Below are 26188 nucleotides of genomic sequence, written 5' to 3'. Positions count from 1 at the left end.
GCAAATACCTAACTTTTCATTTGAGAGTTGTAAGCTAACCACCTTTACTTCCCCCATTGTTCTGATTGGTATTATTGTTCCCGTTGTTATTATTGTTGTTGCCGTTGTTATTATTTGTACCATCGGAATTATTATTGCCATTATTATTCTGACCGTTATTCCCGCTATTGGCATTATTTTGTGAAGCATCTTCCGCCTTTGCGCCTAACGGTAAAATAAATTTACGCTGAATCTTTCCAATCCCTTCAATATCAACTTCAATTGCAATGGCTTTAGGTAGCTTGGTTGCATCAAATTGTTTTTGCCAATATTTTCCATCAAAAAAAGCATAATCAATTTCATTCACATTTTTAATGATGACCGTTTTTATTGGCTCTCCGCCAATTTCTGGTTCAGGGTAAGGGAAGTACCAACGCTCAAGCTCGTTGTTTGTCATTACATAAGCAACCGACTGAATACTGCCTCTTGGTAACATGCCGTCAGGGTTTAACCAACCCAGTCGATAAAAGACTAAAGCCTTACCGTCAACGTTTGGAATGATATTGCCAACTTGCAGTACCGTATTTCCACGACCACCTTCAATTAATCTCGGTGTTCGTGCCACAATTTGCCCGAGATCGCGTTCAATGATCCCAAAGCCTTGCTGTAGAGATTTCAGCTTTTGTGCAAATTGTTTTGTTACATCGTCATTCGTCAGTACAACACTTAACACTGAATTCGCTGCAATGCCCAACATCGCAAAGATTGCGATAGCAATCAGCATTTCAAGTAAGGTAAAACCTTGATGTTGTTTAATTTGCTTTAAAAACATAGGTACTTACCTGTGAAATGATACGCTGGTAGCGATCATCATCGCTAACACTGACTTTTACGAGACGAAAATCATCATCGTCACTGGTTTTGATGACTTCTCGACGCCAATACCATTCCTTCCCAGCCATTTCAGTTCGGCCTTCTTTTTTGCCTACATCAGGGATGGTTTCTTCTAGTTTGCTATCGACCAACACATTATCAGCAACCCACTGTGCGTAAGTTCGCTCTTCTAATATCGGCATATTGGCAATCAGTTCACCCAAGCTCTTAGTAATTGCTACTGCAGCAACAGCAAAAATCACCAGTGCGACCATGACTTCAAGCAAAGTCATGCCTTTAGCGTTTTTTAGTTTCATCTGGCCTCCCAAGAGTCAGCTGACCTAAAGCACTACCCGTGACGAGCTTATCAACCTCATTACCATCATCATTTTTAGTAACAAAGTGCAATTCAAATGGCGTCAGTTCACCACTCGGGAAAATCATAATTTGAGGTTCAGGGAATTTCTTTTTTTCATCGTCAAATTTGTCATCACTAGCCGCAAACGGATCGTCATCATCAAACCATGACTCATTTTCTTCATCGCTTTGAGTAAGCGGTAACCCATCCACCACGACTTCGATGGAAATCCCTTCATCCATTTTGTGTTCTGTGACCAGACGATCTGATGTCATGGGTTGCCATTTCTGATCTTTATACATCACAAAATGATAACCATCAGGATCGACGACAATCCCGACAAATTGACCACTTAAAACGGTTTCATCCATGACCAGTTCAGTGAGAGCAATAAATTTTTTAGCTTGGCCTTCAAGTTTCTGCTCAGGACCAGCCGAGCCAATTGAAGGAATAACAGACACAGCCATCAACCCCATAAGGACCACCACGATCATCATTTCAAGCAGGGTGAACCCACGGGGTTGACGTAATTTCATGTTATTGATAATCGCTCAGATTCCAGTTACCGATATCGTCATCGGTGCCAGCTTGACCAGAAGGTCCTGCACTGAATACGTCAATCTTGCCATGCTCTCCAGGGCTAAGATACAAGTAATCATTTCTCCAAGGGTCCTGAGGTAAACGCTTGATATAACCATCTTCACGATAGTTTCTTGGTTCAGGAGAAATCGTAGGTTTATTAACAAGTGAATCTAAACCTTGTTCAGTTGTCGGATAAACACCGTTGTCTAATTTGTACATATCCAGCGCGTTTTCAATCGATACAATATCTGCAACCGTTTTTTGCTTATCTGCTTTTTCTTTGTTACCTAATACGTTCGGTAATACCATCGCAGCAAGTAGGCCTAAGATCACTACCACTACCATGATTTCAAGTAACGTAAATCCTCGTTGACGTCTGTGTTGTTTCATTGAAAACTCCTTAATATAAATCTAATCTGTTTCACTTATCGGCTGATTGCTCTAACCACTGACTAAGTTGTTCAGTGCCAGAATAGGCTGCAAAATGGCTAATACAATAAATAATACAACGACCGCCATGCTGATCACGAGTGCAGGCTCAAATACACCCAGCGCAATCGTCACGTTCGCTTCAAATTGTCTGTCTTGGTTATCAGCCGCTCGTTCTAACATTTGCTCAAGCTCACCACTCTTTTCGCCTGATGAGATCATATAGAGCATCATTGGCGGGAAAAGTTTAGTTGCCGTTAACGAAGCCCCAAGGCTACTACCTTCTCGTACACTCGCCGTCGCTTCTTCGACGGCTAACTTAACTTTATTATTTAATAGCACGTCGCTTGCGATACGCATACCATCAAGCAATGGGACTGAACTGGCTGACAGAATACTGAGCGTCCTTGCAAAACGGGCCGTGTTTAGGCTTTTACTGACCTTACCAACCACTGGTAATTTAAGAATGGCAGAATGATACTTCATTCTAAAATTTGGCTTTTGCACTGCGCGTTGAAAAACGACAATCCCTACGACAATAGTAACCACAATTCCAATCCCGTAGTCTCGGACAAAGTCTGACATTGAAATCAATGTTTGAGTGGCCCAAGGCAAATCTTGCCCCATATGCTGGAACTGACTTGCTACTTGAGGAACAACTACAGCCAGTAGAATTGAAACAACTAAAATAGCCACAACAGTAAGCGCTGTAGGATAAATCATTGCTTGTTGTAACTTTGACTTAAGTTGTTGGCGGCGCTCAGTATAGTCAGCCAGTCGATTGAGTACGACATCTAAGTAACCTGACTTTTCACCTGATGCAACCATAGCACGATAAAGATCATCAAAGATGTGTGGGAATTCGGCCATTGAGTCCGCAAGGCTATAACCTTCGACAACACGAGAGCGTACAGCCATGATCATACTGGCAAGTCGTTCTTTTTCGCACTGTTGACCAACGGCTTTCAATGCTTCTTCAATTGGTAGCCCCGCCGCCACTAAGGTGGCAATTTGGCGCGTGATCAGCGCTAATTCAGCAACCGATATACGTTTTTGAAATAATGAAAAGCTACTTTGTTTCGCTTCTTTTTCGGTAACTGGCTCGATACTGATCGGTGTTAATCGCATTTCCCGCAACTGACTACGAGCATGTCTCGCCGTGTCGGCCTCAATCACACCTTTGGTTTGCTTTCCAGTACCGATTTCTAACGCTTTATATTCAAATGCTGCCATCGATTACTCCTCACGAGTGACACGCAGGACTTCTTCAAGTGTAGTCGCACCTGCAAGTACTTTGCTCATGCCATCATGACGAATACTTGGTATACGCTCACGAACGTACTTTTCAATAGCAAGTTCACCTTTACCGTGGTGAATTAATTCACGAACAGTATCATCAACCACTAAGAGTTCATGAATACCGGTACGGCCACGATAGCCATTGTTTCCACATTTTTTACAGCCTTTTGCTCGGAAAATCGTACGATTATCACCGTCTTGTAACCCAAGTAGCTCACGCTCTTGTGCATCAGGAGTGTGCTCAGTGCGGCAATCTTTACATAGGGTTCGAACCAATCGCTGTGCCAGTACGCCTAATAAACTGGATGACACAAGAAATGGCTCTACCCCCATATCTTGTAAACGGGTAATGGCACCCGATGCTGTATTTGTATGAAGGGTCGATAATACTAAGTGACCAGTTAACGAAGCTTGCACCGCAATTTGCCCCGTCTCTAAGTCACGAATCTCACCAATCATCACCACATCAGGGTCTTGACGCAAAATCGCTCTAAGACCACGAGCAAAGGTCATATCAACTTTGGTATTTACTTGAGTTTGGCCAATTCCTTCAAGCTCATATTCAATCGGGTCTTCAACCGTTAAAATATTCGTATCTCGAGAATTGATTTCAGTAAGACCAGCATAAAGCGTTGTTGATTTACCCGAACCTGTTGGACCGGTCACCAAAATAATGCCGTGTGGTTTACGGATTAACGCATCAAATTGAACGCGAACACCTTCTGTCATGCCCAATTGTTGTAAATCTAAATTACCGGCATTTTTATCTAATAAACGTAAAACGACACGTTCACCATGACTGGATGGCATGGTTGATACACGCACATCTACAGCTCGGCCCGCAATACGTAATGATATACGACCATCTTGCGGTACACGCTTTTCTGCGATATCGAGTCTTGCCATTACCTTGATACGGGAAACCAACAGTGAAGACAGTTTACGGTTGGGCTTAAGCACTTCTTTAAGAACACCATCAACACGGAAGCGAACCACTAACTGCTTTTCATAGGTTTCAACGTGGATGTCTGAGGCTTCTTCTTTGATCGCTTCAGATAATAAGGCATTAATGAGCTTGATGATTGGTGCATCATCATCGCCTTCTAGTAAATCTTCAGTTTGTGGCAACTCTTCAGCAAGTGTAAACAAGTCCATCTCATTACCGATGTCTTCCATCAATTGCTGCGCCTCGGAAGAGTTGGTTTGGTAGGCTTGTGTTAACCTGGTTTCAAATTGTTGATTATCAAGCTCAACAAGTTTCAACTGCTTACCAGAATAACGGCTCGCTTCTAGAATCATTTCTGCTGCTGTCGTCGGCGTATGAAACAGCGTCAGCTGGTCTTCAGCATCCTTGTCTAAAACCACAGCGTGTCGATGAGCAAAAGCAAACGGCAGACGTTCTTTACTGCTCGAGTGAAAGACTTCATCTTCCTGCTGCTCAACATCCATGCCTAGCTCGGTAGAGACTTTTGATAAATCAATATCGTCTAATTGCGTTTCACTCATGAGCTACTTCTTTTCGTCTTGTTTAGCTTTTTCAGCTTGGTCTTTTTCTTTGCTTTCTGTCAGCATTTTTAGCGTCGAATCCGTTTTTCGCATTGGTGTACCCAAGCCTTTCCCTTCTTCATGACGCTGTAAAATATCTTGAACCTCTTGAGGTACTACCGACTGATTTTTCCATTCTTCTAATACCGGAACTTCAGTATTTGGCATTAAATTAATACCGCGATCTTGCTGCTCTATCTGTAACGCACGGAAGTAATTATATTTACGACCGGTTAATCCATTCATCGTCATGCCATCACGAACAATCGTTGGCTTGATAAACACCATCAGATTACGTTTGGTCTTTTTACTTGAAGACGACTTAAATAAGTGACCAAGAAACGGAATATCACCTAATAGCGGTACTTTCTGCACGCTTTCTTGCACATTTTCAGTGATCAAACCACCAAGCACGACGACTTGACCATCGTTTGCTAAAACCGTCGTAGTAAGACGTCGAGTAGAGAATGAAATATCAACTCCGGTATTACCGTTAACACCCGATACTTCTTGTTCGATGGTTAACTTAACCGCAGAGCCACCTTGGTTAATTTGCGGGGTAACCTTAAGCTTCACACCCACTTCTTTACGCTCAACGGTTTGGAACGGGTTGCTATTATTAGAACTTGCTGTCGAACCAGTGATGACTGGAACCTCATCACCCACAATAAAGTTAGCTTCTTGATTATCAAGCGTTGTAATTGACGGTGTTGATAATACATTCGAGTTAGTATCGCTCGAAATCGCTTGTACTAATGCGCCAAAATCGCCAGTCCAAACGCCCCATGCCGCACCATTAATTTTACCCAGTGCAGATGCGAGTAAAGATATATCTCCTGGCGTGTCTGGGTTATTGGTACAGTTTTGGGTATCTCCTGCCCCTGAACAGGTTTGTGAAGCTGGCTGATCTTTTGCAGCCCATACACCAGCACCAATTTCACCAATCGAAGCACCAAAGTTATTAAACTGTGTGCCACCACCGGCCGATGTTCCCCACTGGAAGCCTAAACCGACATCATCACCTTCGCCAATCTCAACAATAATCGCCTGAACGAGTACCTGAGCACGTCGAATATCCAACTGATCAATAACGCTATTCAACGTGCGCATTTCAGCAGGCTGTGCCGTCATAACCAAAGAGTTAGTTTCTGTATCTGCAACAATATTAATATCGCTGTTGCCACCGCCTACGCTACTGCTGCGGTTGCTTGTTCTTGAAGATGAACTCCGAGAAGACGAGCTCGTATTTCTGCTCCTTGCTGAAGTACTTTTTTTGGCTCCTGGTGTATTAGCCGAAATTTTATCTGCAAAGCCATTCAGAACTTCAACAAGATCTTCTGCTTTCGCATAACGAAGATAACGTACTCGGGTATTACCCGTAGTTGCCTGCTCTTCATCAAGCTTCTTAACCAAGTTGGCAACCCGCATACGCGTTTTTTCATCACCGCTGACAACAACAGAGTTCGTTCGCTCATCTGCGACAACTTTTGGTGCTTGACCTTGAAGCTGTGCCGAACTGCCATTTTGTCGATACAATGTTTCGATAATGCGAACGATTTCACTCGCAGAAGCATAGTTTAGTGGGATAACTTGTACAGATGTATCACCTTGCTTATCAACACGTCGAACAATTTCAACCAGCTTATTTACGACAGCGGCTCGACCCGAAATCATCAAAACATTAGAAGGGTCATAGTTTACAACGTTACCACCGCCAGCATTATCGTTTAACTGACGTAGCAAAGGTGCAAGCTGTTTCGCTTGTGTGTTGTAAAGCGCCACAATGCGCGTGACCATCTCATCGCCTTGTCCAGGCTTAGAGTCATCTGCAACACGAATATTCGATGTTTTAGCATCTTTATCTTTAATGACTTTAATGATGTTGTTGTCCATTTTCACAACAGCATAGCCATAAACTTGCAGTACATTCAGAAAGAACTGGTAATACTGTTCATCATTAAGTAAGTCGTAACTGCGGACGTTAATTTTACCGCGTACAGTTGGGTCAACAATGATGGTTTTGTTTAAGTTTTTACCAACAATATTGATAAACTCTTGAATATCAGTGCCTTTAAAGTTGGCAGCATATTGCGCAGCCCAACTTAAGGCTGGTGACATTAGGACGGCACCAGCTAATAAGCTGGCTAAAAATTTACGTCCGAGTTTTTTGTTGTTCATTATGTAACTTCCCCTAGCCTAAATGCTATTGCGGTAAACCTAATGTAAGTTCGACGAGTTGTCCTTCTCGTTCAACAATGATGGACACTTGGGTTAACTCTTGTAACTGAGACATGACTTCTAATGCTTGTGATATATCTGTGAGGTCATATCCATTTAATGATTTCGCTAAATCGTTGGGTTTAAACCCTGCTTCTCTAAATATCTTACGATCTTTCCCTGGGTTTAAGCGGTAACCCTGTAATTGACCATTTACCGTTTTTGGAGAGATTGATAAATAATCGGTAATTTTATTTGGATCCGCTAAAATCGCTTGGCGTGTTTTCGCTAAATCAGCACTCACGCGTCTATCTTTCGATTTATCTATTTTCTTTGCTTTATTTCGAGAGGCCGTTTGCAAAGGCTTATTATTTGCAACATCCGTCGTAAATTTTAGACCATCTAACATGACAGTTTCATAACGCCCTGCATTTGTGATGATAATGCGGTCTGCATACACTTCTTTGAGCGATGCTGAAGTACCTTTGATTTTATCACCAATACTATAAGTTGCTTGTGTCCCGCTTGAAGCAATAATAGCTAAACCATTCTTTTTAGTCGTTGAGGCCACAACCCCTGTTAACTGGATAGAAAGTGACGACTTTGGTGCATCAGTGATTTGTGTCGGCGTGTTGCCTTCAACTTTTTGTGTATTTTCTTTGTCGTACTTACCAAACAGATCAAGCTTTTTAAAACTGACTAAATCAACATTGGCAGAACCATTTTGATTAGCCGAAACGGGTGTTGGTTTCCACGCAACGGTTTGCGTTGAAGTGGGTACAAGCCCCCACGTTATTTGGGCTAATAAATATATGATTATTATCAAACCAAGCCAGAATACGGCATTGCTTAGTGGCTTGTGAGGTAAGCCAATTACTTTTGTTATTACTTTATCTAGTACATCCATATCATTGGCAACCTGTGATATTAACCTTCTTTATCCGGTTTTTAAGCAAAAAACTGTACCATGCTACCCTAGCTAGTAAACAGCAACAAGTCTTTAACAGACTCCTCATTGGCTAAAATTAGTCAATTATGCTAACTTTGCCACCCCAAATCGACGTTATTCGTGTAATAGAACATTTTCGAATAACTTTACAATGATTTACTGAATCCTGGCTGATCCATAATCCAATCATTTATAAATACTTATTATAGGAGAGAACATGAGTCATAAAAATTTCCCTCAGCTTACCGTTCGTCTCGATAAATGGTTGTGGGCAGCTCGTTTTTACAAAACTAGAGCCATTGCAAAACAAATGATCGACGGCGGCAAAGTACACTACAACGGTCAGCGTACTAAATCCAGTAAGAATGTCGAAATCGGTGCTCGGATCCAATTACGTCAAGGTTTTGATGAAAAAGAGCTCAATATATTGGCACTTTCTGAACGTCGTGGTAATGCCACCATGGCTCAAGCGTTATATCAGGAAACAGAAAACAGCATTAAAAAACGTGAATTAGCCGCTGAAGCTAGACACCTTAACCGCTTAAATAACCCGACACCTGATCACAAACCCGATAAAAAACAACGACGTCAAATTGTACGCTTTAAACAAAAAGCCAATCACATTGACAGCGAATGAGAACCAAACATGAGTATAGACAAGCTACATCGCTATTTGTTCGAAAATGCCGACGTAAGAGGCGAATTAGTCCAATTAGAAGAAAGTTATCAGCACATACTTTCAACCCATGAATACCCAAAAGTTTTACAATTACTCTTGGGTGAATTGATGGCAGCCAGCTCACTGCTTACCGCTACGCTAAAATTTAAGGGTGATATTGCTGTACAAATTCAAGGTGATGGACCAGTATCTCTTGCCGTAATCAATGGTAATGATCAACAGCAGTTACGTGGCATTGCTCGCTGGCAAGGCGATCTTGCAGACTCAGCAAGCTTACAAACATTGTTTGGTAAAGGTTATATCGTCATTACGCTAACGCCTGAAGATGGTGAACGCTATCAAGGTGTTGTTGCACTTGAAAAACCAACGCTTGCAGCGTGTATTGAAGATTACTTTATGCAATCTGAGCAGCTACCGACAAGTTTATATTTATTTGCAGATGGCAAACGTGCTGGTGGAATGTTCTTACAAGTTCTACCTTCAGAAAAAATGCATACTGAAGACTTTGATCATTTAAATCAGCTTACAGCAACGCTCAAACAAGAAGAAATCTTGTCTTTAGACTCAACGGATGTTTTGCATCGATTGTATCATCAAGAAGAAGTGCGCTTGTTCGATGCCGATGACGTCACGTTTAAATGTAGCTGTTCAAAAGAACGGACAGCTAAAGCACTGTTAACTATATCTAAAGCCGAAGTGGACAGCGTTATTGCCGAACATGGTATGGTTGAAATGGGTTGTGAATACTGCAATACCCATTACCGTTTTGATAGCATTGATGTTGAAGCATTATTTAAAGGCGCTCAAGTTAATGAGACTGTTCAATAACTCATGATTCACTGCCTAAAGCCAGCTTAGCTGGCTTTTTTATATCCCCTTTTATTTATCAAATAACAGAACTCTCTGTTTTCTTAACCAAATGCCATTTATGACACTTTTGTTGTCGTTTACGTTACAATCTGCGCCAATAAAACTACGGTAAAAAAGCACCTTTAGGTGGTTGCCGAATACATAAAAAGTCGACAATTAAGAGCGACAAATCTACTCATTCATAAGAATGAACTTAGACATCTTGCACCCAAATGGAGAGTACACTCATGACCGATGGAGCACATCGCATTCATGCTAATTTAACCACTGCTGAATTAGTTGAAATCGCACTTGCAAGTGGAGAAGCCCAGCTAACAGCAAAAGGCGCTTTAGTCGCAAGAACTGGAGTACGTACGGGGCGTTCTCCAAATGACCGCTTTGTCGTAAAAGAAGCGTCTTCTGAAAACGAAATCGATTGGGGTAATGTAAACAAGCCTTTCTCAGAAGATACATTCAATGCATTATGGGAACGAGTTGAAGCGTACCTTGCAGATAAAGAAGTGTTTGTTTCTGAGCTTGAAGTCGGTGCTGATTCAGAGCATTACCTACCCGTAAATGTGACGACTGAATATGCTTGGCATCATTTATTTGCACGTAACATGTTCATTATTCCTGAGCAGTTCAACAAAGCGGACAAAGATACGTGGCGCATCATCAATGCCCCAGGCTTCGAGTGTGATCCGGAGCGTGATGGTACGCACTCGGATGCGACTGTGATCATTAACTTTGCTCAACGCAAAGTGCTCCTTGCTGGCCTAAAGTATGCTGGTGAAATGAAAAAGTCGATGTTCTCGGTACAAAACTTCTTGTTGCCAGCGAAAGGTGTTCTGCCAATGCATTGCTCAGCAAACGTTGGTCATGATGGTGATACAACTCTATTTTTTGGCCTATCTGGTACGGGTAAAACAACCCTTTCAGCCGATCCAAAGCGTTTCCTAATTGGTGATGATGAGCACGGCTGGGCACCGGGTGGTGTATTCAATATTGAAGGCGGCTGTTACGCAAAATGCATTAATCTTAGTCAGAAAAATGAACCGGTGATTTGGGATGCAATTCGTTTTGGAACGGTACTTGAAAACGTCATGCTGGATGACTCTCGCACTCCAGATTTTGATGATACCAGCCTGACAGAAAATAGTCGCGCAGCTTACCCGCTTGAACATGTTGCACAGCGTAAAGAAGATAACTGTGGTGGCGAACCATCTGCGGTTGTATTCTTAACGTGTGACGTTTCTGGCGTGTTACCGCCAGTATCTAAACTCACAAAAGAACAAGCGGCTTATCACTTCTTATCGGGTTATACTGCTAAAGTTGGTTCGACAGAAGTCGGCTCTACAGCCGCTATTCAGTCAACGTTTTCCACATGTTTTGGAGCGCCATTCTTCCCACGACCTGCAAGCGTGTATGCTGAGCTATTAATGGAGCGTATCGAAAGCTTTGGTAGCCAAGTTTACCTAGTGAACACAGGTTGGACTGGCGGGCCATATGGTGTAGGCAAGCGATTCGACATTCCAACCACGCGTGCCATTATTGATGCCATTGTTAATGGTGAACTCAAAGACGTTGAAACAACACATATTGAAAAGCTGAACTTAAGTATTCCAACAAAGATTTCAGGTGTTAAGGATGAATTGTTAAACCCTATCAACACTTGGGAAGATAAATCTCAGTATGATGAATATGCGGATCAACTTGCCAAAGAGTTTAATGCTAACTTTGAGAAGTATCAGGTTTCTGATGTGATCAAAAATGCTGGCCCTAAAGCATAATTTAATTTAGTCATAATAAAAACCGCTCATTGTAGCGGTTTTTTAGTGCAAATAGAGGCTCATGATGCGTCATCGCTTGACCACTGTAGGACTTGAGGCAACATCAAGCGCTTCTGATCAGCCCCCTGAGTTGAATTGAACCTTTAGTTTGTCGTATTATGCCCTAGGGCCTAGTCATATAAATACTTAGTAAACAGCAAATTCACTACCGCTTCTTTGCCGATTTCTTTTCTCAGCAATTTATTTACCGTTTGTAGGCAGTCTTTGCGCACCGCTTCTCGCCCGGTCATCGATTTAATTTGCGCTTCAGTCTGGTTTCCTAAGATTTCTACAATAGCGGCACGTAATAACGGCTCATGCATTTCGATGCTTTCAAGATCTGACTTACCACGTACCATCAACTCCACGCCAACTCGAACAAAACCAAGTTTTTTGCGGTTCGCTATATAGTTAGTGACGATTTCAGGTTCAAAGCCGAAATAGGCATAACTGTTCTCATCTTCAGCATAAGCCCATGGCTGGATACTTATGAGTAATGCTAGTACCAAAAATAACCGTTTCATTTAAACCTCAAACCTCAATATCGATCACAATTCTGGTTGTGATAAACTAACCACTTTTCTTATTCTAGCGAGTAATCAATGCCTTTGCTTAACTCATGTTTTCCGTATGGTGAGTCTATCTTGTGGCAGTTGCCAAACCAATGCTCAACACTTCCTTCAGAAAATTTAACAAGCTGGTTACTTGCTAACGGCAGTTTAACGGAAAAACTTAAGGCTTGCTGCAAAGAATTTGAAGTAACGGTCCTAGGTGAGCAAGAAATTACCCCATTAAATGCTGAATTTGATGCCCATGACAAAGTTTGGGTTCGTGAAGTGCTATTAAAGCTAGATGCAGTGCCGTGGGTTTTTGCTCGTACTTTGATCCCCTTCCCATTACTTGAGCAAACGGCCGTAGATTTTCAAGGGTTAGGGACTAAACCACTCGGCCAGCTCTTATACAGTCATCATGAATTTATTCCTGGAAAAATTGAAATCGGTAAAAGCAGCACTCATGGCTCGATAACGCAACTGGCGTTCCACTTGTCTCAACCTACCGAATCAATATGGGGGCGCCGGCGCTTCTTCAGCTACAAACAAAATGAAATTATCGTTTGCGAATTCTTTTTGCCTGCAGCTGTAGAGTTTATTGAAGCTCATTAGCAAGCCATTCGTGATAACTCAACAGTAATACCGATGCCGACCAACTGAAGTTATTACAATGTAACCCTTCACCAGTCAGTGGATGATAGTTTTCTCTTATCACCCCATCGTTCAATACCCCCTCAGCATGGTTTACCAGTTGATTCGCTAAGCGTTTGGCGTGTTTGTGATAACCATAATTTTTAAGCCCTTTGAGTCCAAACCAAGCTTGATCGAGCCAAACAGGTCCTCGCCAGTATCGAGCAGGTGCAAACGAAAGGTTATCTGCGCTAACCGTAGGGAAAGGCACTGTAGTTGCAAATTGCTTGTTGGTTAAATGACGTTCCACCATTAACCTTGCTTGATTTGGCGTGGCAGCTTTAGCCCACATAGGGATCCACCCCTCAACACCCTTGCCTTGCTCCACTAATCGTGTTCTACGTTCACCATTAAAACGGATGTCATAGAAAAAACCGCTTTCCTCGTCAAAAAACTGAGTTTGAATTTTCTGGACAAGTGTTTGTGCTTGCTGCTGCCACACTTTACTTTCTTCATGAAAGGACAACAATTTTGCCATCTGGGATAGCCAGCGTTTTTCAGCATACAAATACGCATTTAAATCAATAGACTCTTGAGATATTGAGTAACCTACAAGCTCGCCTTTGTTATTGATATTTTTCAATACCAATAAATCATCTTTTTCATCAAAACGTGGGGCGTTGTCCATACCGGACTCCCATGCTGCAGCCTCTATTATTGCTTGACGATTGGGCTTACCTTCTTTGATATGAGCCGGATGCACATTCGCCCCATATTCAACCAAACCATTTTGATTATGATCTCGATTGCGATACCACCATTGATGATACGCAACTAGCTTAGGATACATAGTTTTAATAAAGTCAATGTCTTTTGAACTTAGATACACATGCCAAACAGCCCAAGTGGCGAGAGGTGGTTTACCATTACGTTCATTCCAATTGCCACCGACACCACCTCTTGCAGGGCTTTTGTTATAGAAGATAACATCAGGTAAGCCACCATGATCTTGAGGGCGAACCGCATCCTTTTTCTGAAATTGATAATCAAACATCGCTAAAATATTAGATTTGGCTAGTTGCTGGTCAAACCTAGCGATTGCGACCGCTTGCTTCCAACTGTCCCAAGCCCAAACACCATTAAACCACTTGAAACTAACTGAGGGTGTCACTGCATCGTGAAGAATATTGCCAGCTTTACTGCGCCAGTTGTGCGTTAATGTCATGATGGCTTTTACCGCCATTCGACCTTGTGGCGTTTTATCAATGTCTTTGGTTTTTAGATGCCAATTGCGTTCATTGTCGCTAATGCGTTGCTCAACACTGATGGGTAATTGATGTGCAACCCGTTCAGTTTGAGTATGAAAGTATTGATGAATAGCTCTGATTTTTTGTGTTGCTCTTGGCGCTAGCGATAACGTTGTTGATGCGAGGTATCCATGATGAGTTTGCTTCTTCAGTGCGACAGTTCTTGGGAATTGTATTTGATAGTTCGCATCATCCAACAGTAAATTCCATGTATTCTCTACGGGTGTTAATTGCCAACGAGATGTAGTCCCCTGAATTTGATGAGATTGAATCAGCTGATAATCTTTTAGCTTAGGGTGAGCATTATAAGGTTGCCCTTGCCATTGAAGCCGCCAACGTCGTGTCTCATTTGTTGTATTGGTTATTTCCGTCAACACACTTGCACTTCTGTTATCAATAAACCTGAGTTCAACGAAGAGTTTCAAATCAGGCCATTCATACTTTTGATATAAGCCGTTCGGAAGACTGTAACGTTTCTGCTGCGGCGCATCTGATAACTTCCTTTGTAAGCCTTGCTCATCAAATACGGTTAATTGCTGTACGTTTTTTGAAAAATAAATACTGTACTCTTGAGCAATGATTAGCGGGCCAGGAAAGCTACCCAAATCCTCTACCGCAGTCGGCAAATGGAAACCGTGCCACGCACCTTGATCAATGTATACTGCAGGGATTTCTAGATTACGTTTACTGTCTCTTGGTTCAATGCTAGATACCTTTCCTGCATAAGGTAATAGATTAGAAAAAACGGCTGATTGGCTTGGAGAAGCATGAACATGTGTTGCGATAATGCAAAGTAATAAGAATAGTCGGCGCATACTGTTATTTTTATTGAATAATGTATTCAATTTAGTTTGCCGATTTAAAGTTCAAAAAACAAGCATAAAAAAACCTCGAATCATCGAGGCTCTTTGTCGTTCAATTGATGGTTTAAGGCACACCGTTTAGATAATTCGCCACGCCATCTAGGAACATCTGAACCGATAGCATGACCAGTATCATTCCCATTAAGCGCTCTACAGCGGTTAGTCCTTTCTCACCTAAAATTCGTGTAAACAATGCATTAAACATTAAGATCAGTGCACTCGCACCCCAAGCAAAAAACAGTGCAACCGTCCAATCGGTCATGCGCGAACTGTCTGTGTGTGCCAGTAAAATCAGCGCCGCTAACACCGAAGGTCCAGCCATCAAAGGGATCGCCATAGGCACAATAAAAGGCTCTTCACCTGCTGCTAAGCCCGCTACACCACCAGGCTGTGGAAAAATCATCTTAATAGCAATTAAGAATAAAATAATACCACCAGCAATACTGACAGATTCAGAGCGCAAATTTAAAAATGTGAGAATCGATTCACCTGCATACAAAAACAATAACATAATGATCAGTGCAAAAATGAGCTCTCTGATTAACACCTTACGGCGTTTAGCCGGATCCAAATGGCGTAAAATAGATGCAAAAATAGGTAAATTACCTAATGGGTCCATGATCAAAAACAACATAACTGATGCAGAAAATATATCCATAGTTCAGTGAATCTCGGCACTCTATAATTTAACGGAAGACAATCCTGCAGTATATCCGCTTTGCAGCATAAACGATGGACTATCTTCAAATTATTACTTCATCTCATCATTTTTATACTCATGTTTAACATTAAATAAAGTAATATGACATCCAACAAACAGCCTTAGTGATATTAATTCTCAATAAAGCTATAATCGTCGGCTTTCATCTTTCTGAAGTAAAAACCATGCTTTATCTAATCGCCAGTTTTATAGCTCTTCTTGCCGGACCATTATGTTACCGGTATTTGGCGTCGAGCAATGGTCTTCAAAAAGGACTCGATGGTTTTGTCTTCGTCTCTTTAGGTGGGTTGGTACTGATTCATATTCTCCCAGAGCTTATCGAGCATGGTGGTTGGTTGTCACTGTTGTTCGTGATTATAGGCATTTGGGGACCCACAGCCAGCGAGAAGATTTTTCACCGATATTCAGATATCACTCATAAATTAACGCTTTATTTAGGTGTGTTAGGTTTATTGCTGCATACACTGACCGACGGTGGAGCCTTGGTATTAGCCGACCAGCCTAACAATTCGCCTTTACTTGCCCTAGGCATCATTCTTCATCGGTTACCTGTTGGTATTGCAATTTGGTGGTTACTGAAACCTCAAGTTGGTAGTAAAGCGGCTTCAGTTGTACTTGGCGTAATGATGGCCATGACAGCCCTAGGCTATCTGATGGGGCAACATTGGCTGGTCAACTTGAGCCTCGATAACACCGTTTATTTACAAGCCTTTGTCACAGGCTCTATTCTCCACGTAGTACTGCATCAGCCTCATGTCGAGCATGTTGAAGATGAACAAGGTAAGTATGAGTATCATGCTGGCGTTGGCAGCATTATTGGCATCGCTTTACTCATTATGTTACTCACTCTTGATAAAGATAATGCCCACCAGCATGACTTCCACATCCATAATTTAGAAGCATTTTGGGGCTGGTTGTTATCCATTACGCCTGCCATTGTTTTAACTTTAATGGCTGCAGCCATCCGTTTTTATTTAAAACTCACACCCAATACCGAAAAAAATCATTTAGGTTGGTTTCAAAAACTGATTGGCCCTGAAATGTGGCTATTCAGTTTCTTAGTGCTCGGGCTTGAGTTTTTGTATGTGCATGTCCTTGTATCATTGATGGTCTATGCAGTGCTGGTTCTAACAAAAGAGAAGTCCCATCTAAATCTACCTTATACATCTCACTCACCGATACATTTTGCATTGGCGAATCTCATCGATAGAAGTGCACCTTTTATCGTATTTTTTATATTAGGCCTAAATATTATTGGTGAACCGAGTGGCCTACTCGCCTCGCCACTTATGCAACTATTCTTGTTATCTTTTTTATTCATCAGTTTACGATTAAATTGTTTCAGTGCCGTCATCATTGCGAGCTGTTTGTACTTCCAACATTGGCATATTATAGCCGTACTCTTTACGCTCGTTGTGGCACCTCTGCTGTATTTGTCTCAGCTGCGTAAACTTAGCCTTGTGACTATCTTTTCTATCACGCTGATCGTTATCGGCAGTATGGCCCTTGTAAACAACATTGAGATCAATGTGGTACCGCCAATTACTTTCAGTCAGCCCGTTCAAGTTCTATCCGCTTTATTTTTGGGTATTTTAGTTGCCTCAAGCTTATTGAGAATGGGACCAAGAAACTTCATAAGCCAATTGCTAGGAATAAAAAAACACGTCCACCATCATCACTAATTTCAGGTACACTCAAAGTGTAGTTTTATCCTGAATAGGAGTAATGGATGCTAGTGTCGTTGATTTCTTGGATTTTCCATAAGATGGGTTGGCGAATTGAAGGTGAATTGCCACCTATCGATAAGTACATATTAATTGCAGCCCCACACACCAGTAACTGGGATTTCATTATTGCGGTGATGGCCAAGTTTATTGTCAGAGAAGACATTCACTTTCTTGGCAAACATCAGCTCTTTATCCCACCTTGGGGTTGGCTATTTCGAGCATTAGGCGGAAGCCCTGTAAATCGAAATAAAAATAACAATTTAGTTGAAACAGCGGTTCATGAATTTGATGTCCGTAATGCTTATAAATTAGCGCTCGCACCTGAAGGGACACGTTCTGCTGTCACTCGCTGGAAAACAGGGTTTTATCATATTGCTCAAAAAGCCAATGTTCCGATAGTATGTATTGGTTTGGATTTTAAGAATAAAGCGATTATTATCCAATCACCATTTGAAGCTTCCGGTCAAATGAATGACGATATGAACCTAATTTTAGACTTTTTTCGCTCTGTAAATGGCAAATATCCCAAAGTCATCCCAGATTTTTTTGATACAGAAAATAGATAATAATATAAAGAGATAGTACATGGAAATACTTACTTTCGTCATCAACATGCCTCACAATACTGATAGAAAAAACAACGTGTTACAGCAATTATCATCGTTGAATATCTCTGCAACATTTACTGAAGCGGTAGTTGGAAAAACCCTCTCAAAAGATGAAGTGAAACAGCTTTATAATAAAGAGCTGAACCAGCGCCATTATCATAGAGATCTAAGTATTGGTGAAATAGGTTGTTATGCAAGCCATAGACAAATATGGCAAGAAATTGCAGCTAAAAAGATTAATTGGGCGGTCATTTTAGAAGATGATATCACTATCTCAAAATCTATAAACCAAGCTTTAGAATCACTGCAATATATTAAGTCAGCAGATATCATTAAGCTATCTGATAACCGAAATAATAAAGCAGCTGATTCAAGATTTTTTCCAAATAAAGTAACGTGCGTTAGCTATAAGCGAATACCAAATTGTACCACTGGTTATATCATAAGTTTGGATGGGGCAAAAAAGCTGTTATCACGAACTCAAATTTTTAGGCCTGTTGATATTGATATGCAATTTCACTCAGAGCTCAATCTAACAATAATCGGCTTAAAACCATATAGCATTTCAGAAGCTGGTTTTGATAGTGAAATTGCCTTGCAAAATAAAAATGGAAAACACAGTAATTCCAGTACTTTTTGGAGAAATGCTAAACATCGTCTTCGCATGATAATCGAAAGACAAAAAGCCTCTGCAGACTTAAAGAAAGTTATTTCTTAATATGCCAAGAGGCTACTTTTAATATTTTAACAATGCTCCCTAATGAGCTTCCTTAATACTGATTGAAATGATGAAATATTATGATTTTGTTTTATATAGTAGATAGCTTTACTTCCTAGCTCGTACCTTAATGCGTCATCATTCATTAACTCATTAATTGCCTCAACAAATAACGGAACTTTTTCAAATCCATCGCCTATAACAGTTCCTGTGAACCTACCAAATTGGCTAGTTAAATCATCTGGATTCTGACAGCTTACAAGTAAAGTACCGTATGATAATGCCTCTAAAAAAGAAACCGGTAATGCCTCATGAATAGAGGTATTAACCAAAATGGCCGCTTCTTTTAAATAGTTATTTTTTTCTTCTCCTTCAACATGCCCCACAAAATGAAGATTCGGCAGTGACTTATACTGATCTAACACTTTTTTATTTCTTTCACTTTCCCTAAATGATTTACCAAGAACATAAAATTCATGATGAGGCATTTGTTTTGCTATTTCACAAAATAACCACCCACGCTTTACAGACTCAATACGCCCCAAAAATACAATTTTTTTCTTTTGAGGTTTATGATCTAACAACTTAAAATTATCATCAATATTAATAGGGTTAGGTACATATTGAATTGGTACAGTTCTATGTAATTGGTACAACTCCCTAGCTTTTTCATTTAGACAGTGGGCTTGGCTAATAAAAGTCGTTTTCCCTGACAAATAAGCCTTGTGCACGAAATCATAAACGTTTTCATCCCAGTAAGTTTGCTCTGGGAATAATTTTACCGTGTGAATTTCTTCCCAATCACCCATAGGACGTGGATCTTGAATCCAATGAATAACTTTTCTCTTTTCAGGTTCAACTAAAGATAGGATATTTGCTGATTGAGTAGTCAACTCAATTGAAAGAAATACATCATAATTCTTTTTCTTCAAAAACCAGCGATTTATTGGATCTAATACTTTAGCTGCCAACCGGTATACTTTAACTCCATCAACTAAATATTCCTTCGGCCATAATCGGTTTTTGCTCGTATCTTTTTTTAAGAGCACTTCAACTTCAATATCATCACAAGGTAAATACTTAGCAATAAGCTCACGAGCCAAAAAACCATATCCACCAAAAGCCGTATTCGCACCACCAAAATACTCATCAACAAGAATGGCTACCTTAATTCTTTTTACCATTTATGAACCTCTAAATAAGCGTACAACTTTATAAATTTATTTAGTAATAGAATGATGTATCCCTATAAGTAGAGCCCCAAAAACCCTGTCAATTTGACATGAACATTTTTCTTTCACAACTTTTACATTAAGAATCATGAGCCAGTGCACATAAACTGGCTCAATTAATTTAAATAGGAAGAATTACGACTTGATTAGAGAAAGGTATTCCTCAGCAACTGCTTCAGCATTAACTTTTTCTATGATGGGCGCATTTTTTACTTGAAAATTACTTTGTAACAATGCGTCTGTCTTCTCAGCTAAAATTTTAGGTTCTCTGACAGGAACGAGGTATTCGGAAAGTTCATTAGTCAAAATTTCATTAGGCCCATGTGGGCAATCCGTGCTGACAGCCGGAGTACCACAAATTAATGACTCAATTAAAACCGTTGGTAGCCCTTCGTAATCAGAACTTAGCACTAATGCCTTTGATCTCTTTATCCACGCATAAGGATTTGGTTGAAAGCCTGGAATAATAAGACGCTCACTTACACCATGTTTTTTCGCTAACTTTACAGCTTTCTTTGCATTGCTACATAAAAGAACAATAGGAATATTTGTTTTCATCATTTTTAAAGATTCAAACAAAATATCATGTCTTTTTTGTTTAGCCACTCGACCCACATGAATTAAAAAGTCACCTTTAGGCATTTGCTCATTAGGTTCTTCTGCTGCAGCTCTAATCGATTCAATAGCGAATGGATTATATATTGTTTTAACCTGTTTGGGTTTAATGCGGCCTTGATTTAGGATTTCATGCGCTATGCCATCTGAAACACAAACCAAATTTTGGTTATTAAGGCTCTTCTTTGCTATTAACATTTTAAAATAAGCAATTGGCCCAAGCTTTATCTGCCGTTTCAGCTCTTCTTCAATAGAATTATGAACAATACAATACAAGGGGGATAACCCTGTTTTTGTCATCAGTAAATTAGTCTTATCTAAATTTGATAAATACAAATCAAACTTACCAACTTGAACTTCTACTTCTTCAATTTTATGTTTCAATATTTTAGCTGATTGAGAACGTTTAAATACACCATCAATGTTCTTTGCATTCTTATCAAAGCAATCATGACACGGTAGCTCTGCAGGAACCTGATATTGACCTCTTTTTTGTAACACAAAAAAATGAGGGTGATGACCCAATTGTTGAAGCGTTGTAGCCAAAGTTAACATAACTTTTTCAGCGCCACCGCCAGCAAGATCATTTATTACTATCGCTATTTTTTTCTGTTTTTGCATAATTTTTTACTTTGTATAGCAGAAGCTAACTGTTCAATAATCGTTTCAGCACCATTTTTACTCGGCGTAATTTTCATTTGCTTTTTTAGTTCAGACAATATAGTTTCATCCAAGAGTCTTGGTAACTTTTCAGCCAGTTCAGAAATCTCAACGGATTTCACTATCTTCTTTTTCTCACATGCTGCAATACGAGCTGGTTGATCTTTTGAGACAGGAACAGCTATGACTGGCGTGTTAAGAGCTAGAGCCTGTAAGAGCGTATCACCACCGCTTAACACAGCTGCATAAGAATGAGAAATTAAGCTGATAAAGTTTGAGTTATCCAATCTAGAAATCACCCTAACCTTTTCAGATTTTGGTAATTCTTTGGGATAATTAGGGCCCATCAAAATTACAACTTGTTTATTCGTGTTTTCAGCGAGACTCTCTGCCGCTTCATAAAAGAAATCTGCCGCTAATTGGCCATCATGCAAGTGCCCACCAGAACCAGCATTTAAAATAATAAAACTTTTTGATTCCAGTTGAAACTGTTTTAATACCGAATCAGCAAAATCATCTTCAGGTGAATCAAATACAACCCCTACACACTTTGGTAATAACTTTTTCTGCAATTTGCATTTGAAAGATGAAAATAAATCTATCTCAGGCATTGTATATTCAGGCTGGGCAACAAAATGCAAGTCTGTCGCTTTCATTCTCCCCCATTTCATACCTCGGCGACGTTTCTTAGCGTGCTGACTGATAAATACGGTTATGGCACCAACTTGTTTTGCTTTTTGTAATTGTGGTTTTCGTCCAGAAGCATCGAAGATTACAATATCCGGTTTAAAGTTTTCAATAACACGGTTTACGGGGTTTACATGTTTAGTAGGTGAACTTTCTAACAAAACAGTTTCATATGGACAATCATTAGCGTATTGAGCGTGCTGGTTTAATATGAATTTTATCTCTGCATCAGGCCATCGCTGTTTAATTTTACTGGCCAGAATCATCGAGCGCATGTACTCTCCAATTCCTTCAACAGAAGAAACAGGAATAAATAAAAATCGCTTCTTTTCAATTGTCATATAACAACCTATTGAACTTTCTTATATTGGTAACTCAATTAATCACATACTACTTTGCAGCGATTTTATTACAGCTTCTGTTTTAATCAATGCCATCAATTCTTGACCCTTTGCCCGAGTCCCCCAAGTAACCTCACCGTCCACTTGCTGTTTAATTACCTCATCATAAACACTGACAACCTTATCTAAACTCAAATAAGGCCCTGTTCTACCTGGATTAGAGTGTGCGTAAAGACCGATAACAGGTGTACCCTGTGTCGTGGCCATATGCGCAGGGCCAGTATCTGGCGCAAGGACTAAATTCGCCTGTTTGAGCAAGGCCAACAGCTGCAACAAACTACTTTTACCAACAAGGTTTGTTAAGCCGTATTTCGTACTCTTTATGATGCTATTAGCAAGGTTACGCTCTAATTGAGACGTCCCACCACACAACATAACTTGGTAGCCTTTTTCAGCCATATAGTCGGCAACTTCTGCATAACGCTCAGGAAGCCAGTTTCGCTCAGCTTTACTCGCAGCAGGACAGATAACAAAAATATTATCTTCTGTGGCTTGCTGTTTTGCCCATTTAAGATCGGCGCTGGATATCGGTATATCCCAACTCGGCAGGGTATTTTCAACCCCAACAGCAGTTGCGAACCCCATAAAGCCATCGAGAACATGAGGTTGATCTTGCGGTAAGATTTTGTGATTGGTGAATAACCACTGCCCTTCTTTGGCTCTGGCTTTATCAAAACCAATTTTAATATCGGCACGAATCATTAAGGATGCAACACTTGCCCTAAGTGCCACTTGCATGTGTAATAACACATCAAATTTTTGCTTTGATAGTGCTTTCCTTAAGTTGGTGTAACTTCGCCACCCTTGTGATTTATCAAAAATAACAAAATTAATATTTGGCAAATTTTTAACTAGCTGATACTCAACCTTTCCAATCACCCAAGTAATCTCGATGTGTGAGTATTGCTTTTGAATGGCTTGAACCATAGCAACAGCATGGCAGACGTCACCAATAGCCGATAACCTCAATACACAAAGAGTATGTTTTGTCGATAAATCTAACTTCATGCTTTTCCCAGCAAATTAGCGTAAGAAATGGATCTTAATGTAGAATACTTTGCAGTACCATGACTAAGCGAAAAATAATGCTGCTTTCAACTAATAAAAATATCACTCTAGCTTATTCAAACCCTAAGCATCACTCGCTCACGGCCAGCCATTTCGACGCTAATTTCTGGCAAGAGAATAATGCTATTGTTGGTACATCAACGGGCAGACGCACGACTTGGTTTGTCTCCCATGACACCAAACCTTGGGTTTTACGTCATTATTGGCGCGGTGGTTTAATGGCGAAGTTCAGTGATGATTTATATTGCTTCCCTGGTGTCCATCAAACTCGTCCAATTGCTGAGTTCCGCTTGCTTGAAGAGATGCATCAACTCGGGTTACCCGTCCCTAGGCCCATAGCAGCAAAAATTGAGCGCATTGCCCTTTGGTATCGTGGTGATATTCTGATAGAACTCATCGAGGATTCGAAAGATTTACACGCCGTCTTATCTAACTCGCCTCTGCCTCAAAGTTTATGGCATCAATTAGGTAAAGAAATCGCTCGCTTTCACAATCACGGTGTATTCCACGCAGACTTGAACATTAAAAATATTCTGTTATCCGAAAACAAGTTCTATCTCATTGATTTTGATCGCGGTGAACTCAGAAAGCCAAAGCCTTCTTGGCAACAAGCGAATATGGCTCGATTGCGCCGCTCATTTGATAAAGAAAAAGGTAAGCTTGCCAGTTTGTACTTTAACGACAACAACTGGCAGGATTTATTATCCGGCTATCAATCGGCTCTCAAATAAGTACGAAACAATGTGAATTGTTTTTCTACGGCACCTTTATTGGCCAGTACTACAGATTGAGCTTGATTTTGACGCTGTTTAAGTAATTGAGGATCAGTAAACCCGTCATTAAGATGCGTTGATAATGTTTTGCCGTCTGAACACTCAACCATAGCACCTGAATCGGTTAATAACTGGCAGATATCAGTGAAATTATAACGTGATTCCCCCATAACCAGTGCTAAGCCAACGGCTGCGGCTTCAAGTGGATTTTGGCCACCATGCTCGATCATCGAGCCACCGATATAGGCTTGATCGGCGGTCGCATAAAACAACATCATTTCACCCATGGTATCTCCGAGTAGAACTTGAGTGTTTGCGTCAACATGATCACCTGCACTTCTGCGGCTCATCACTAAACCCGACGATTGTGTTTTTTCAGCCGCTAACTCGAACTTTTCAGGGTGTCTTGGCACCATAATTAACAATGCGTCGGGATGATGCACTAATAATTGTTGATGAGCCGCTAAAATTTGAGCAAACTCACCAGGGTGAACACTGCTAGCAATCCACACGGGGGCACTTTGTTTTTGCCATTCAGTCCTCAGTTTCTGCCCACGTTCAATTAATTCTTCATTCACCGTTACATCAAACTTCAAACTTCCTGAAACATGAATGTTTGAGGCATCAAAACCTAACTCAATAAAACGCCGTTGTTCTACTTCGGTTTGTACCGCAATAATATCGATGCTGGTTAAGATACTTTTCGTCAGCTTTGGCCACTTTTGATAATTGACTGCAGACTTTTCTGATAACCGAGCGTTACTGATGAATGTTTTCGCACCATACTGTTTGGCAAAATGCAATAAATTAGGCCAAAGTTCGGTCTCTAGAATAACCACTTTTTTGGGCTGTAACTGCCGCAAAAAACGCTTAATACAGTAAGAGATATCTACCGGTAAATAGACGTGCTGAACCTTGTCACCAAAGGCTTTTATCACTTGAGCTGACCCAGTTGGGCTGGTTGTAGTGATGGTCACTTTAATATCGGGTGCTGACGCTAGAATTTTACGAATAAGTGGTAATGCTGCTATGGTCTCACCCATAGATGCGGTATGAACGAGTACATCTGTGGTTTTCAAAGGCGCAAACCCGAATCGTTCTTTCCAACGTACACGATAATCAGGACTCTTAACCGCTCGAATGGTCAGATACAAAATTATCAAAGGGAAGGCAAGGTATAACATCGCCGAATACCAAAAGCGGTTCATGAAAAAGTGCCTTATTTTAGAGTTTTGCGTCAATAATGTAAGCAATGCTACCATACCCGAAAAAATAGCGTAAACGAGCAGCCCTATAAATTACCGTTAGTGATTTTAATTTCAACAAGTATCAATCATTGGAAAACTACATGAAAACTCGTGACAAAATAATTCAAGCTAGTATCGAGCTGTTTAATGAGCACGGTGAGAGAACGATCACGACTAACCATATTGCGGCACATTTAGGGATCAGTCCGGGCAATCTTTATTACCATTTCCGCAATAAACAAGACATCATTCAAAGTATCTTTAAACAATATGAAGCACATTTAGAATCAAGCTTTCAACCTTATCAAGAGCAAAAGCTTGATGTTGAAATGCTGGTAACTTATTTTGATGCCATGTTCTACGTACTCTGGAAGTTTCGTTTCTTTTACGCCAATCTTACAGACATTCTGGGACAAGATGAGAAACTTAAAGCCGATTATTTGCATATTCAGCAAATGGTACAAATGCGAGCAACTCGTATCATTGAGCAAATGAACAATGACAATGTCATCACCCTCACCGAGGATGAAGTACCTCAATTAGCCGATACCATGAAGTTGGTATTAGCATCATGGATCAGCTACAAGCTTGCCCAATCCAGTAAAACTACTATCACAAAAGCATGCTTATATGAAGGTGTGCTTCGAGTGATTATGATCACTAAAGCTTATGCAATGGCTGACTCAATAGATACGTTCTCTCGCCTTGAAACGCACTACAATCAATTAATGACTCAAGCTGACGTAGTAGCTTAATACGTCTTATGTTTACCACACTGCATTAGTAAAACTA

25 protein-coding genes are annotated in these 26188 nt (G+C 40.6%); 9 read left to right on the top strand and 16 right to left on the bottom strand.

Annotation, left to right across the window (positions count from 1 at the left end; all coding sequences use genetic code 11):
• Nucleotides 1-34: 34 nt before the first annotated feature.
• Genes gspJ through gspC form a run of 8 tightly spaced genes read right to left on the bottom strand, consistent with a single transcriptional unit; the run spans nucleotide 35 to nucleotide 8189 of the window.
• Nucleotides 35-811, bottom strand: a complete 777-nt coding sequence (gene gspJ, locus JQC92_RS03515; protein ID WP_204998351.1) for a type II secretion system minor pseudopilin GspJ — start codon at nucleotides 809-811, stop codon at nucleotides 35-37.
• Nucleotides 792-1169, bottom strand: coding sequence for a type II secretion system minor pseudopilin GspI (gspI, locus tag JQC92_RS03510; protein WP_239480321.1), 378 nt, complete (start codon nucleotides 1167-1169; stop codon nucleotides 792-794). Before gspI ends, gspJ begins: the two co-directional genes overlap by 20 nt.
• Nucleotides 1150-1746, bottom strand: coding sequence for a type II secretion system minor pseudopilin GspH (gene gspH / locus JQC92_RS03505; RefSeq protein WP_204998350.1), 597 nt, complete (start codon nucleotides 1744-1746; stop codon nucleotides 1150-1152). The genes gspI and gspH overlap by 20 nt, the downstream gene beginning before the upstream one ends.
• Nucleotide 1747: 1 nt before the next feature.
• A complete protein-coding gene (gspG, locus tag JQC92_RS03500) occupies nucleotides 1748-2182 on the bottom strand; it encodes a type II secretion system major pseudopilin GspG (RefSeq protein WP_204998349.1) in 435 nt (144 codons plus the stop codon).
• A 51-nt stretch (nucleotides 2183-2233) separates the two neighbouring features.
• Nucleotides 2234-3454 carry a type II secretion system inner membrane protein GspF gene (gene gspF, locus JQC92_RS03495; protein ID WP_204998348.1) on the bottom strand — a complete coding sequence of 407 codons (1221 nt, stop codon included), beginning with the start codon at nucleotides 3452-3454 and terminating at the stop codon, nucleotides 2234-2236.
• Nucleotides 3455-3457: 3 nt separating this feature from the next.
• On the bottom strand, nucleotides 3458-5026 hold the full coding sequence (gene gspE, locus JQC92_RS03490) for a type II secretion system ATPase GspE (RefSeq protein ID WP_239480319.1): 1569 nt from the start codon (nucleotides 5024-5026) through the stop codon (nucleotides 3458-3460).
• 3 nt (nucleotides 5027-5029) lie between these two features.
• Nucleotides 5030-7243: a type II secretion system secretin GspD gene (gspD, locus tag JQC92_RS03485; protein ID WP_204998347.1), complete on the bottom strand. Its 2214-nt coding sequence runs from the start codon at nucleotides 7241-7243 to the stop codon at nucleotides 5030-5032.
• Between the two features lie 25 nt (nucleotides 7244-7268).
• Nucleotides 7269-8189: a type II secretion system protein GspC gene (gspC, locus tag JQC92_RS03480; RefSeq protein WP_204998346.1), complete on the bottom strand. Its 921-nt coding sequence runs from the start codon at nucleotides 8187-8189 to the stop codon at nucleotides 7269-7271.
• Nucleotides 8190-8448: 259 nt separating this feature from the next.
• Here gspC and hslR point away from each other — a divergent pair, with 259 nt between their 5' ends.
• From hslR to JQC92_RS03465, 3 genes are all read left to right on the top strand, one after another.
• Nucleotides 8449-8868, top strand: coding sequence for a ribosome-associated heat shock protein Hsp15 (hslR, locus tag JQC92_RS03475; protein ID WP_204998345.1), 420 nt, complete (start codon nucleotides 8449-8451; stop codon nucleotides 8866-8868).
• Between the two features lie 9 nt (nucleotides 8869-8877).
• Complete coding sequence (gene hslO, locus JQC92_RS03470) at nucleotides 8878-9738, top strand: Hsp33 family molecular chaperone HslO (protein WP_204998344.1); 861 nt, start codon at nucleotides 8878-8880, stop codon at nucleotides 9736-9738.
• Nucleotides 9739-10007: 269 nt separating this feature from the next.
• Entirely contained in the window at nucleotides 10008-11549 is a 1542-nt protein-coding gene (locus tag JQC92_RS03465) for a phosphoenolpyruvate carboxykinase (RefSeq protein ID WP_204998343.1), read from the top strand.
• A gap of 170 nt (nucleotides 11550-11719) precedes the next feature.
• Here JQC92_RS03465 and JQC92_RS03460 read toward each other — a convergent pair whose 3' ends face one another.
• Entirely contained in the window at nucleotides 11720-12112 is a 393-nt protein-coding gene (locus tag JQC92_RS03460; RefSeq protein ID WP_204998342.1) for a flagellar basal body-associated protein FliL, read from the bottom strand.
• Nucleotides 12113-12190: 78 nt separating this feature from the next.
• On the opposite strand from JQC92_RS03460, the gene JQC92_RS03455 reads away from it, so the two are divergent.
• Nucleotides 12191-12751 (top strand): chorismate--pyruvate lyase family protein, encoded by a 561-nt coding sequence (locus JQC92_RS03455; protein ID WP_204998341.1) that lies wholly within the window; start codon nucleotides 12191-12193, stop codon nucleotides 12749-12751.
• Here JQC92_RS03455 and JQC92_RS03450 read toward each other — a convergent pair.
• Nucleotides 12735-14921 carry an MGH1-like glycoside hydrolase domain-containing protein gene (locus JQC92_RS03450; RefSeq protein WP_338049489.1) on the bottom strand — a complete coding sequence of 729 codons (2187 nt, stop codon included), beginning with the start codon at nucleotides 14919-14921 and terminating at the stop codon, nucleotides 12735-12737. The genes JQC92_RS03455 and JQC92_RS03450 overlap by 17 nt on opposite strands.
• 82 nt (nucleotides 14922-15003) lie before the next feature.
• On the bottom strand, nucleotides 15004-15597 hold the full coding sequence (locus JQC92_RS03445) for a YhgN family NAAT transporter (RefSeq protein ID WP_204998340.1): 594 nt from the start codon (nucleotides 15595-15597) through the stop codon (nucleotides 15004-15006).
• 167 nt (nucleotides 15598-15764) lie between these two features.
• Between JQC92_RS03445 and JQC92_RS03440 the strand changes: the two genes are divergently transcribed.
• The 3 genes from JQC92_RS03440 to JQC92_RS03430 are packed head-to-tail and all read left to right on the top strand — an operon-like array spanning nucleotide 15765 to nucleotide 18713.
• Nucleotides 15765-17342, top strand: coding sequence for a ZIP family metal transporter (locus tag JQC92_RS03440; protein ID WP_338049488.1), 1578 nt, complete (start codon nucleotides 15765-15767; stop codon nucleotides 17340-17342).
• A gap of 47 nt (nucleotides 17343-17389) precedes the next feature.
• The gene (locus JQC92_RS03435) at nucleotides 17390-17953 is read left to right on the top strand and encodes a lysophospholipid acyltransferase family protein (protein WP_204998339.1); all 564 of its coding nucleotides are present in this window, start codon (nucleotides 17390-17392) and stop codon (nucleotides 17951-17953) included.
• A gap of 19 nt (nucleotides 17954-17972) precedes the next feature.
• Nucleotides 17973-18713 carry a glycosyltransferase family 25 protein gene (locus tag JQC92_RS03430; protein WP_204998338.1) on the top strand — a complete coding sequence of 247 codons (741 nt, stop codon included), beginning with the start codon at nucleotides 17973-17975 and terminating at the stop codon, nucleotides 18711-18713.
• 26 nt (nucleotides 18714-18739) lie between these two features.
• On the opposite strand, the gene JQC92_RS03425 is transcribed toward JQC92_RS03430, so the two are convergent.
• From JQC92_RS03425 to JQC92_RS03410, 4 genes are all read right to left on the bottom strand, one after another.
• Nucleotides 18740-19897: a glycosyltransferase family 4 protein gene (locus JQC92_RS03425; RefSeq protein WP_204998337.1), complete on the bottom strand. Its 1158-nt coding sequence runs from the start codon at nucleotides 19895-19897 to the stop codon at nucleotides 18740-18742.
• Nucleotides 19898-20080: 183 nt separating this feature from the next.
• Nucleotides 20081-21181 (bottom strand): glycosyltransferase, encoded by a 1101-nt coding sequence (locus tag JQC92_RS03420; protein WP_204998336.1) that lies wholly within the window; start codon nucleotides 21179-21181, stop codon nucleotides 20081-20083.
• Nucleotides 21160-22248: a glycosyltransferase family 9 protein gene (locus JQC92_RS03415; protein WP_204998335.1), complete on the bottom strand. Its 1089-nt coding sequence runs from the start codon at nucleotides 22246-22248 to the stop codon at nucleotides 21160-21162. The genes JQC92_RS03420 and JQC92_RS03415 overlap by 22 nt, the downstream gene beginning before the upstream one ends.
• Before the next feature lie 42 nt (nucleotides 22249-22290).
• Nucleotides 22291-23316, bottom strand: coding sequence for a glycosyltransferase family 9 protein (locus JQC92_RS03410; protein ID WP_204998334.1), 1026 nt, complete (start codon nucleotides 23314-23316; stop codon nucleotides 22291-22293).
• Between the two features lie 77 nt (nucleotides 23317-23393).
• Between JQC92_RS03410 and JQC92_RS03405 the strand changes: the two genes are divergently transcribed.
• Nucleotides 23394-24107 (top strand): 3-deoxy-D-manno-octulosonic acid kinase, encoded by a 714-nt coding sequence (locus tag JQC92_RS03405; RefSeq protein ID WP_204998333.1) that lies wholly within the window; start codon nucleotides 23394-23396, stop codon nucleotides 24105-24107.
• Here JQC92_RS03405 and waaA read toward each other — a convergent pair.
• Nucleotides 24089-25357 (bottom strand): lipid IV(A) 3-deoxy-D-manno-octulosonic acid transferase, encoded by a 1269-nt coding sequence (gene waaA / locus JQC92_RS03400; RefSeq protein WP_204998332.1) that lies wholly within the window; start codon nucleotides 25355-25357, stop codon nucleotides 24089-24091. The genes JQC92_RS03405 and waaA overlap by 19 nt on opposite strands.
• A 140-nt stretch (nucleotides 25358-25497) precedes the next feature.
• Here waaA and JQC92_RS03395 point away from each other — a divergent pair, with 140 nt between their 5' ends.
• Entirely contained in the window at nucleotides 25498-26151 is a 654-nt protein-coding gene (locus JQC92_RS03395) for a TetR/AcrR family transcriptional regulator (protein ID WP_204998331.1), read from the top strand.
• The last annotated feature ends 37 nt before the right edge of the window (nucleotides 26152-26188 follow it).

Source organism: Parashewanella hymeniacidonis, assembly GCF_016900895.1.
GTDB lineage: Bacteria > Pseudomonadota > Gammaproteobacteria > Enterobacterales > Shewanellaceae > Parashewanella > Parashewanella hymeniacidonis.
Note: the sequence above shows the minus strand (reverse complement) of the source record. Positions and strands in the feature narration are given on the sequence as shown.

Bases quoted from the DNA above. Each gene is read 5' to 3' on its own strand.
- gspJ (WP_204998351.1), bottom strand. From the start codon at position 811: ATGTTTTTAAAGCAAATTAAACAACATCAAGGTTTTACCTTACTTGAA.
- gspI (WP_239480321.1), bottom strand. From the start codon at position 1,169: ATGAAACTAAAAAACGCTAAAGGCATGACTTTGCTTGAAGTCATGGTC.
- gspH (WP_204998350.1), bottom strand. From the start codon at position 1,746: ATGAAATTACGTCAACCCCGTGGGTTCACCCTGCTTGAAATGATGATC.
- gspG (WP_204998349.1), bottom strand. From the start codon at position 2,182: ATGAAACAACACAGACGTCAACGAGGATTTACGTTACTTGAAATCATG.
- gspF (WP_204998348.1), bottom strand. From the start codon at position 3,454: ATGGCAGCATTTGAATATAAAGCGTTAGAAATCGGTACTGGAAAGCAA.
- gspE (WP_239480319.1), bottom strand. From the start codon at position 5,026: ATGAGTGAAACGCAATTAGACGATATTGATTTATCAAAAGTCTCTACC.
- gspD (WP_204998347.1), bottom strand. From the start codon at position 7,243: ATGAACAACAAAAAACTCGGACGTAAATTTTTAGCCAGCTTATTAGCT.
- gspC (WP_204998346.1), bottom strand. From the start codon at position 8,189: ATGGATGTACTAGATAAAGTAATAACAAAAGTAATTGGCTTACCTCAC.
- hslR (WP_204998345.1), top strand. From the start codon at position 8,449: ATGAGTCATAAAAATTTCCCTCAGCTTACCGTTCGTCTCGATAAATGG.
- hslO (WP_204998344.1), top strand. From the start codon at position 8,878: ATGAGTATAGACAAGCTACATCGCTATTTGTTCGAAAATGCCGACGTA.
- JQC92_RS03465 (WP_204998343.1), top strand. From the start codon at position 10,008: ATGACCGATGGAGCACATCGCATTCATGCTAATTTAACCACTGCTGAA.
- JQC92_RS03460 (WP_204998342.1), bottom strand. From the start codon at position 12,112: ATGAAACGGTTATTTTTGGTACTAGCATTACTCATAAGTATCCAGCCA.
- JQC92_RS03455 (WP_204998341.1), top strand. From the start codon at position 12,191: ATGCCTTTGCTTAACTCATGTTTTCCGTATGGTGAGTCTATCTTGTGG.
- JQC92_RS03445 (WP_204998340.1), bottom strand. From the start codon at position 15,597: ATGGATATATTTTCTGCATCAGTTATGTTGTTTTTGATCATGGACCCA.
- JQC92_RS03435 (WP_204998339.1), top strand. From the start codon at position 17,390: ATGCTAGTGTCGTTGATTTCTTGGATTTTCCATAAGATGGGTTGGCGA.
- JQC92_RS03430 (WP_204998338.1), top strand. From the start codon at position 17,973: ATGGAAATACTTACTTTCGTCATCAACATGCCTCACAATACTGATAGA.
- JQC92_RS03425 (WP_204998337.1), bottom strand. From the start codon at position 19,897: ATGGTAAAAAGAATTAAGGTAGCCATTCTTGTTGATGAGTATTTTGGT.
- JQC92_RS03420 (WP_204998336.1), bottom strand. From the start codon at position 21,181: ATGCAAAAACAGAAAAAAATAGCGATAGTAATAAATGATCTTGCTGGC.
- JQC92_RS03415 (WP_204998335.1), bottom strand. From the start codon at position 22,248: ATGACAATTGAAAAGAAGCGATTTTTATTTATTCCTGTTTCTTCTGTT.
- JQC92_RS03410 (WP_204998334.1), bottom strand. From the start codon at position 23,316: ATGAAGTTAGATTTATCGACAAAACATACTCTTTGTGTATTGAGGTTA.
- JQC92_RS03405 (WP_204998333.1), top strand. From the start codon at position 23,394: ATGCTGCTTTCAACTAATAAAAATATCACTCTAGCTTATTCAAACCCT.
- waaA (WP_204998332.1), bottom strand. From the start codon at position 25,357: ATGAACCGCTTTTGGTATTCGGCGATGTTATACCTTGCCTTCCCTTTG.
- JQC92_RS03395 (WP_204998331.1), top strand. From the start codon at position 25,498: ATGAAAACTCGTGACAAAATAATTCAAGCTAGTATCGAGCTGTTTAAT.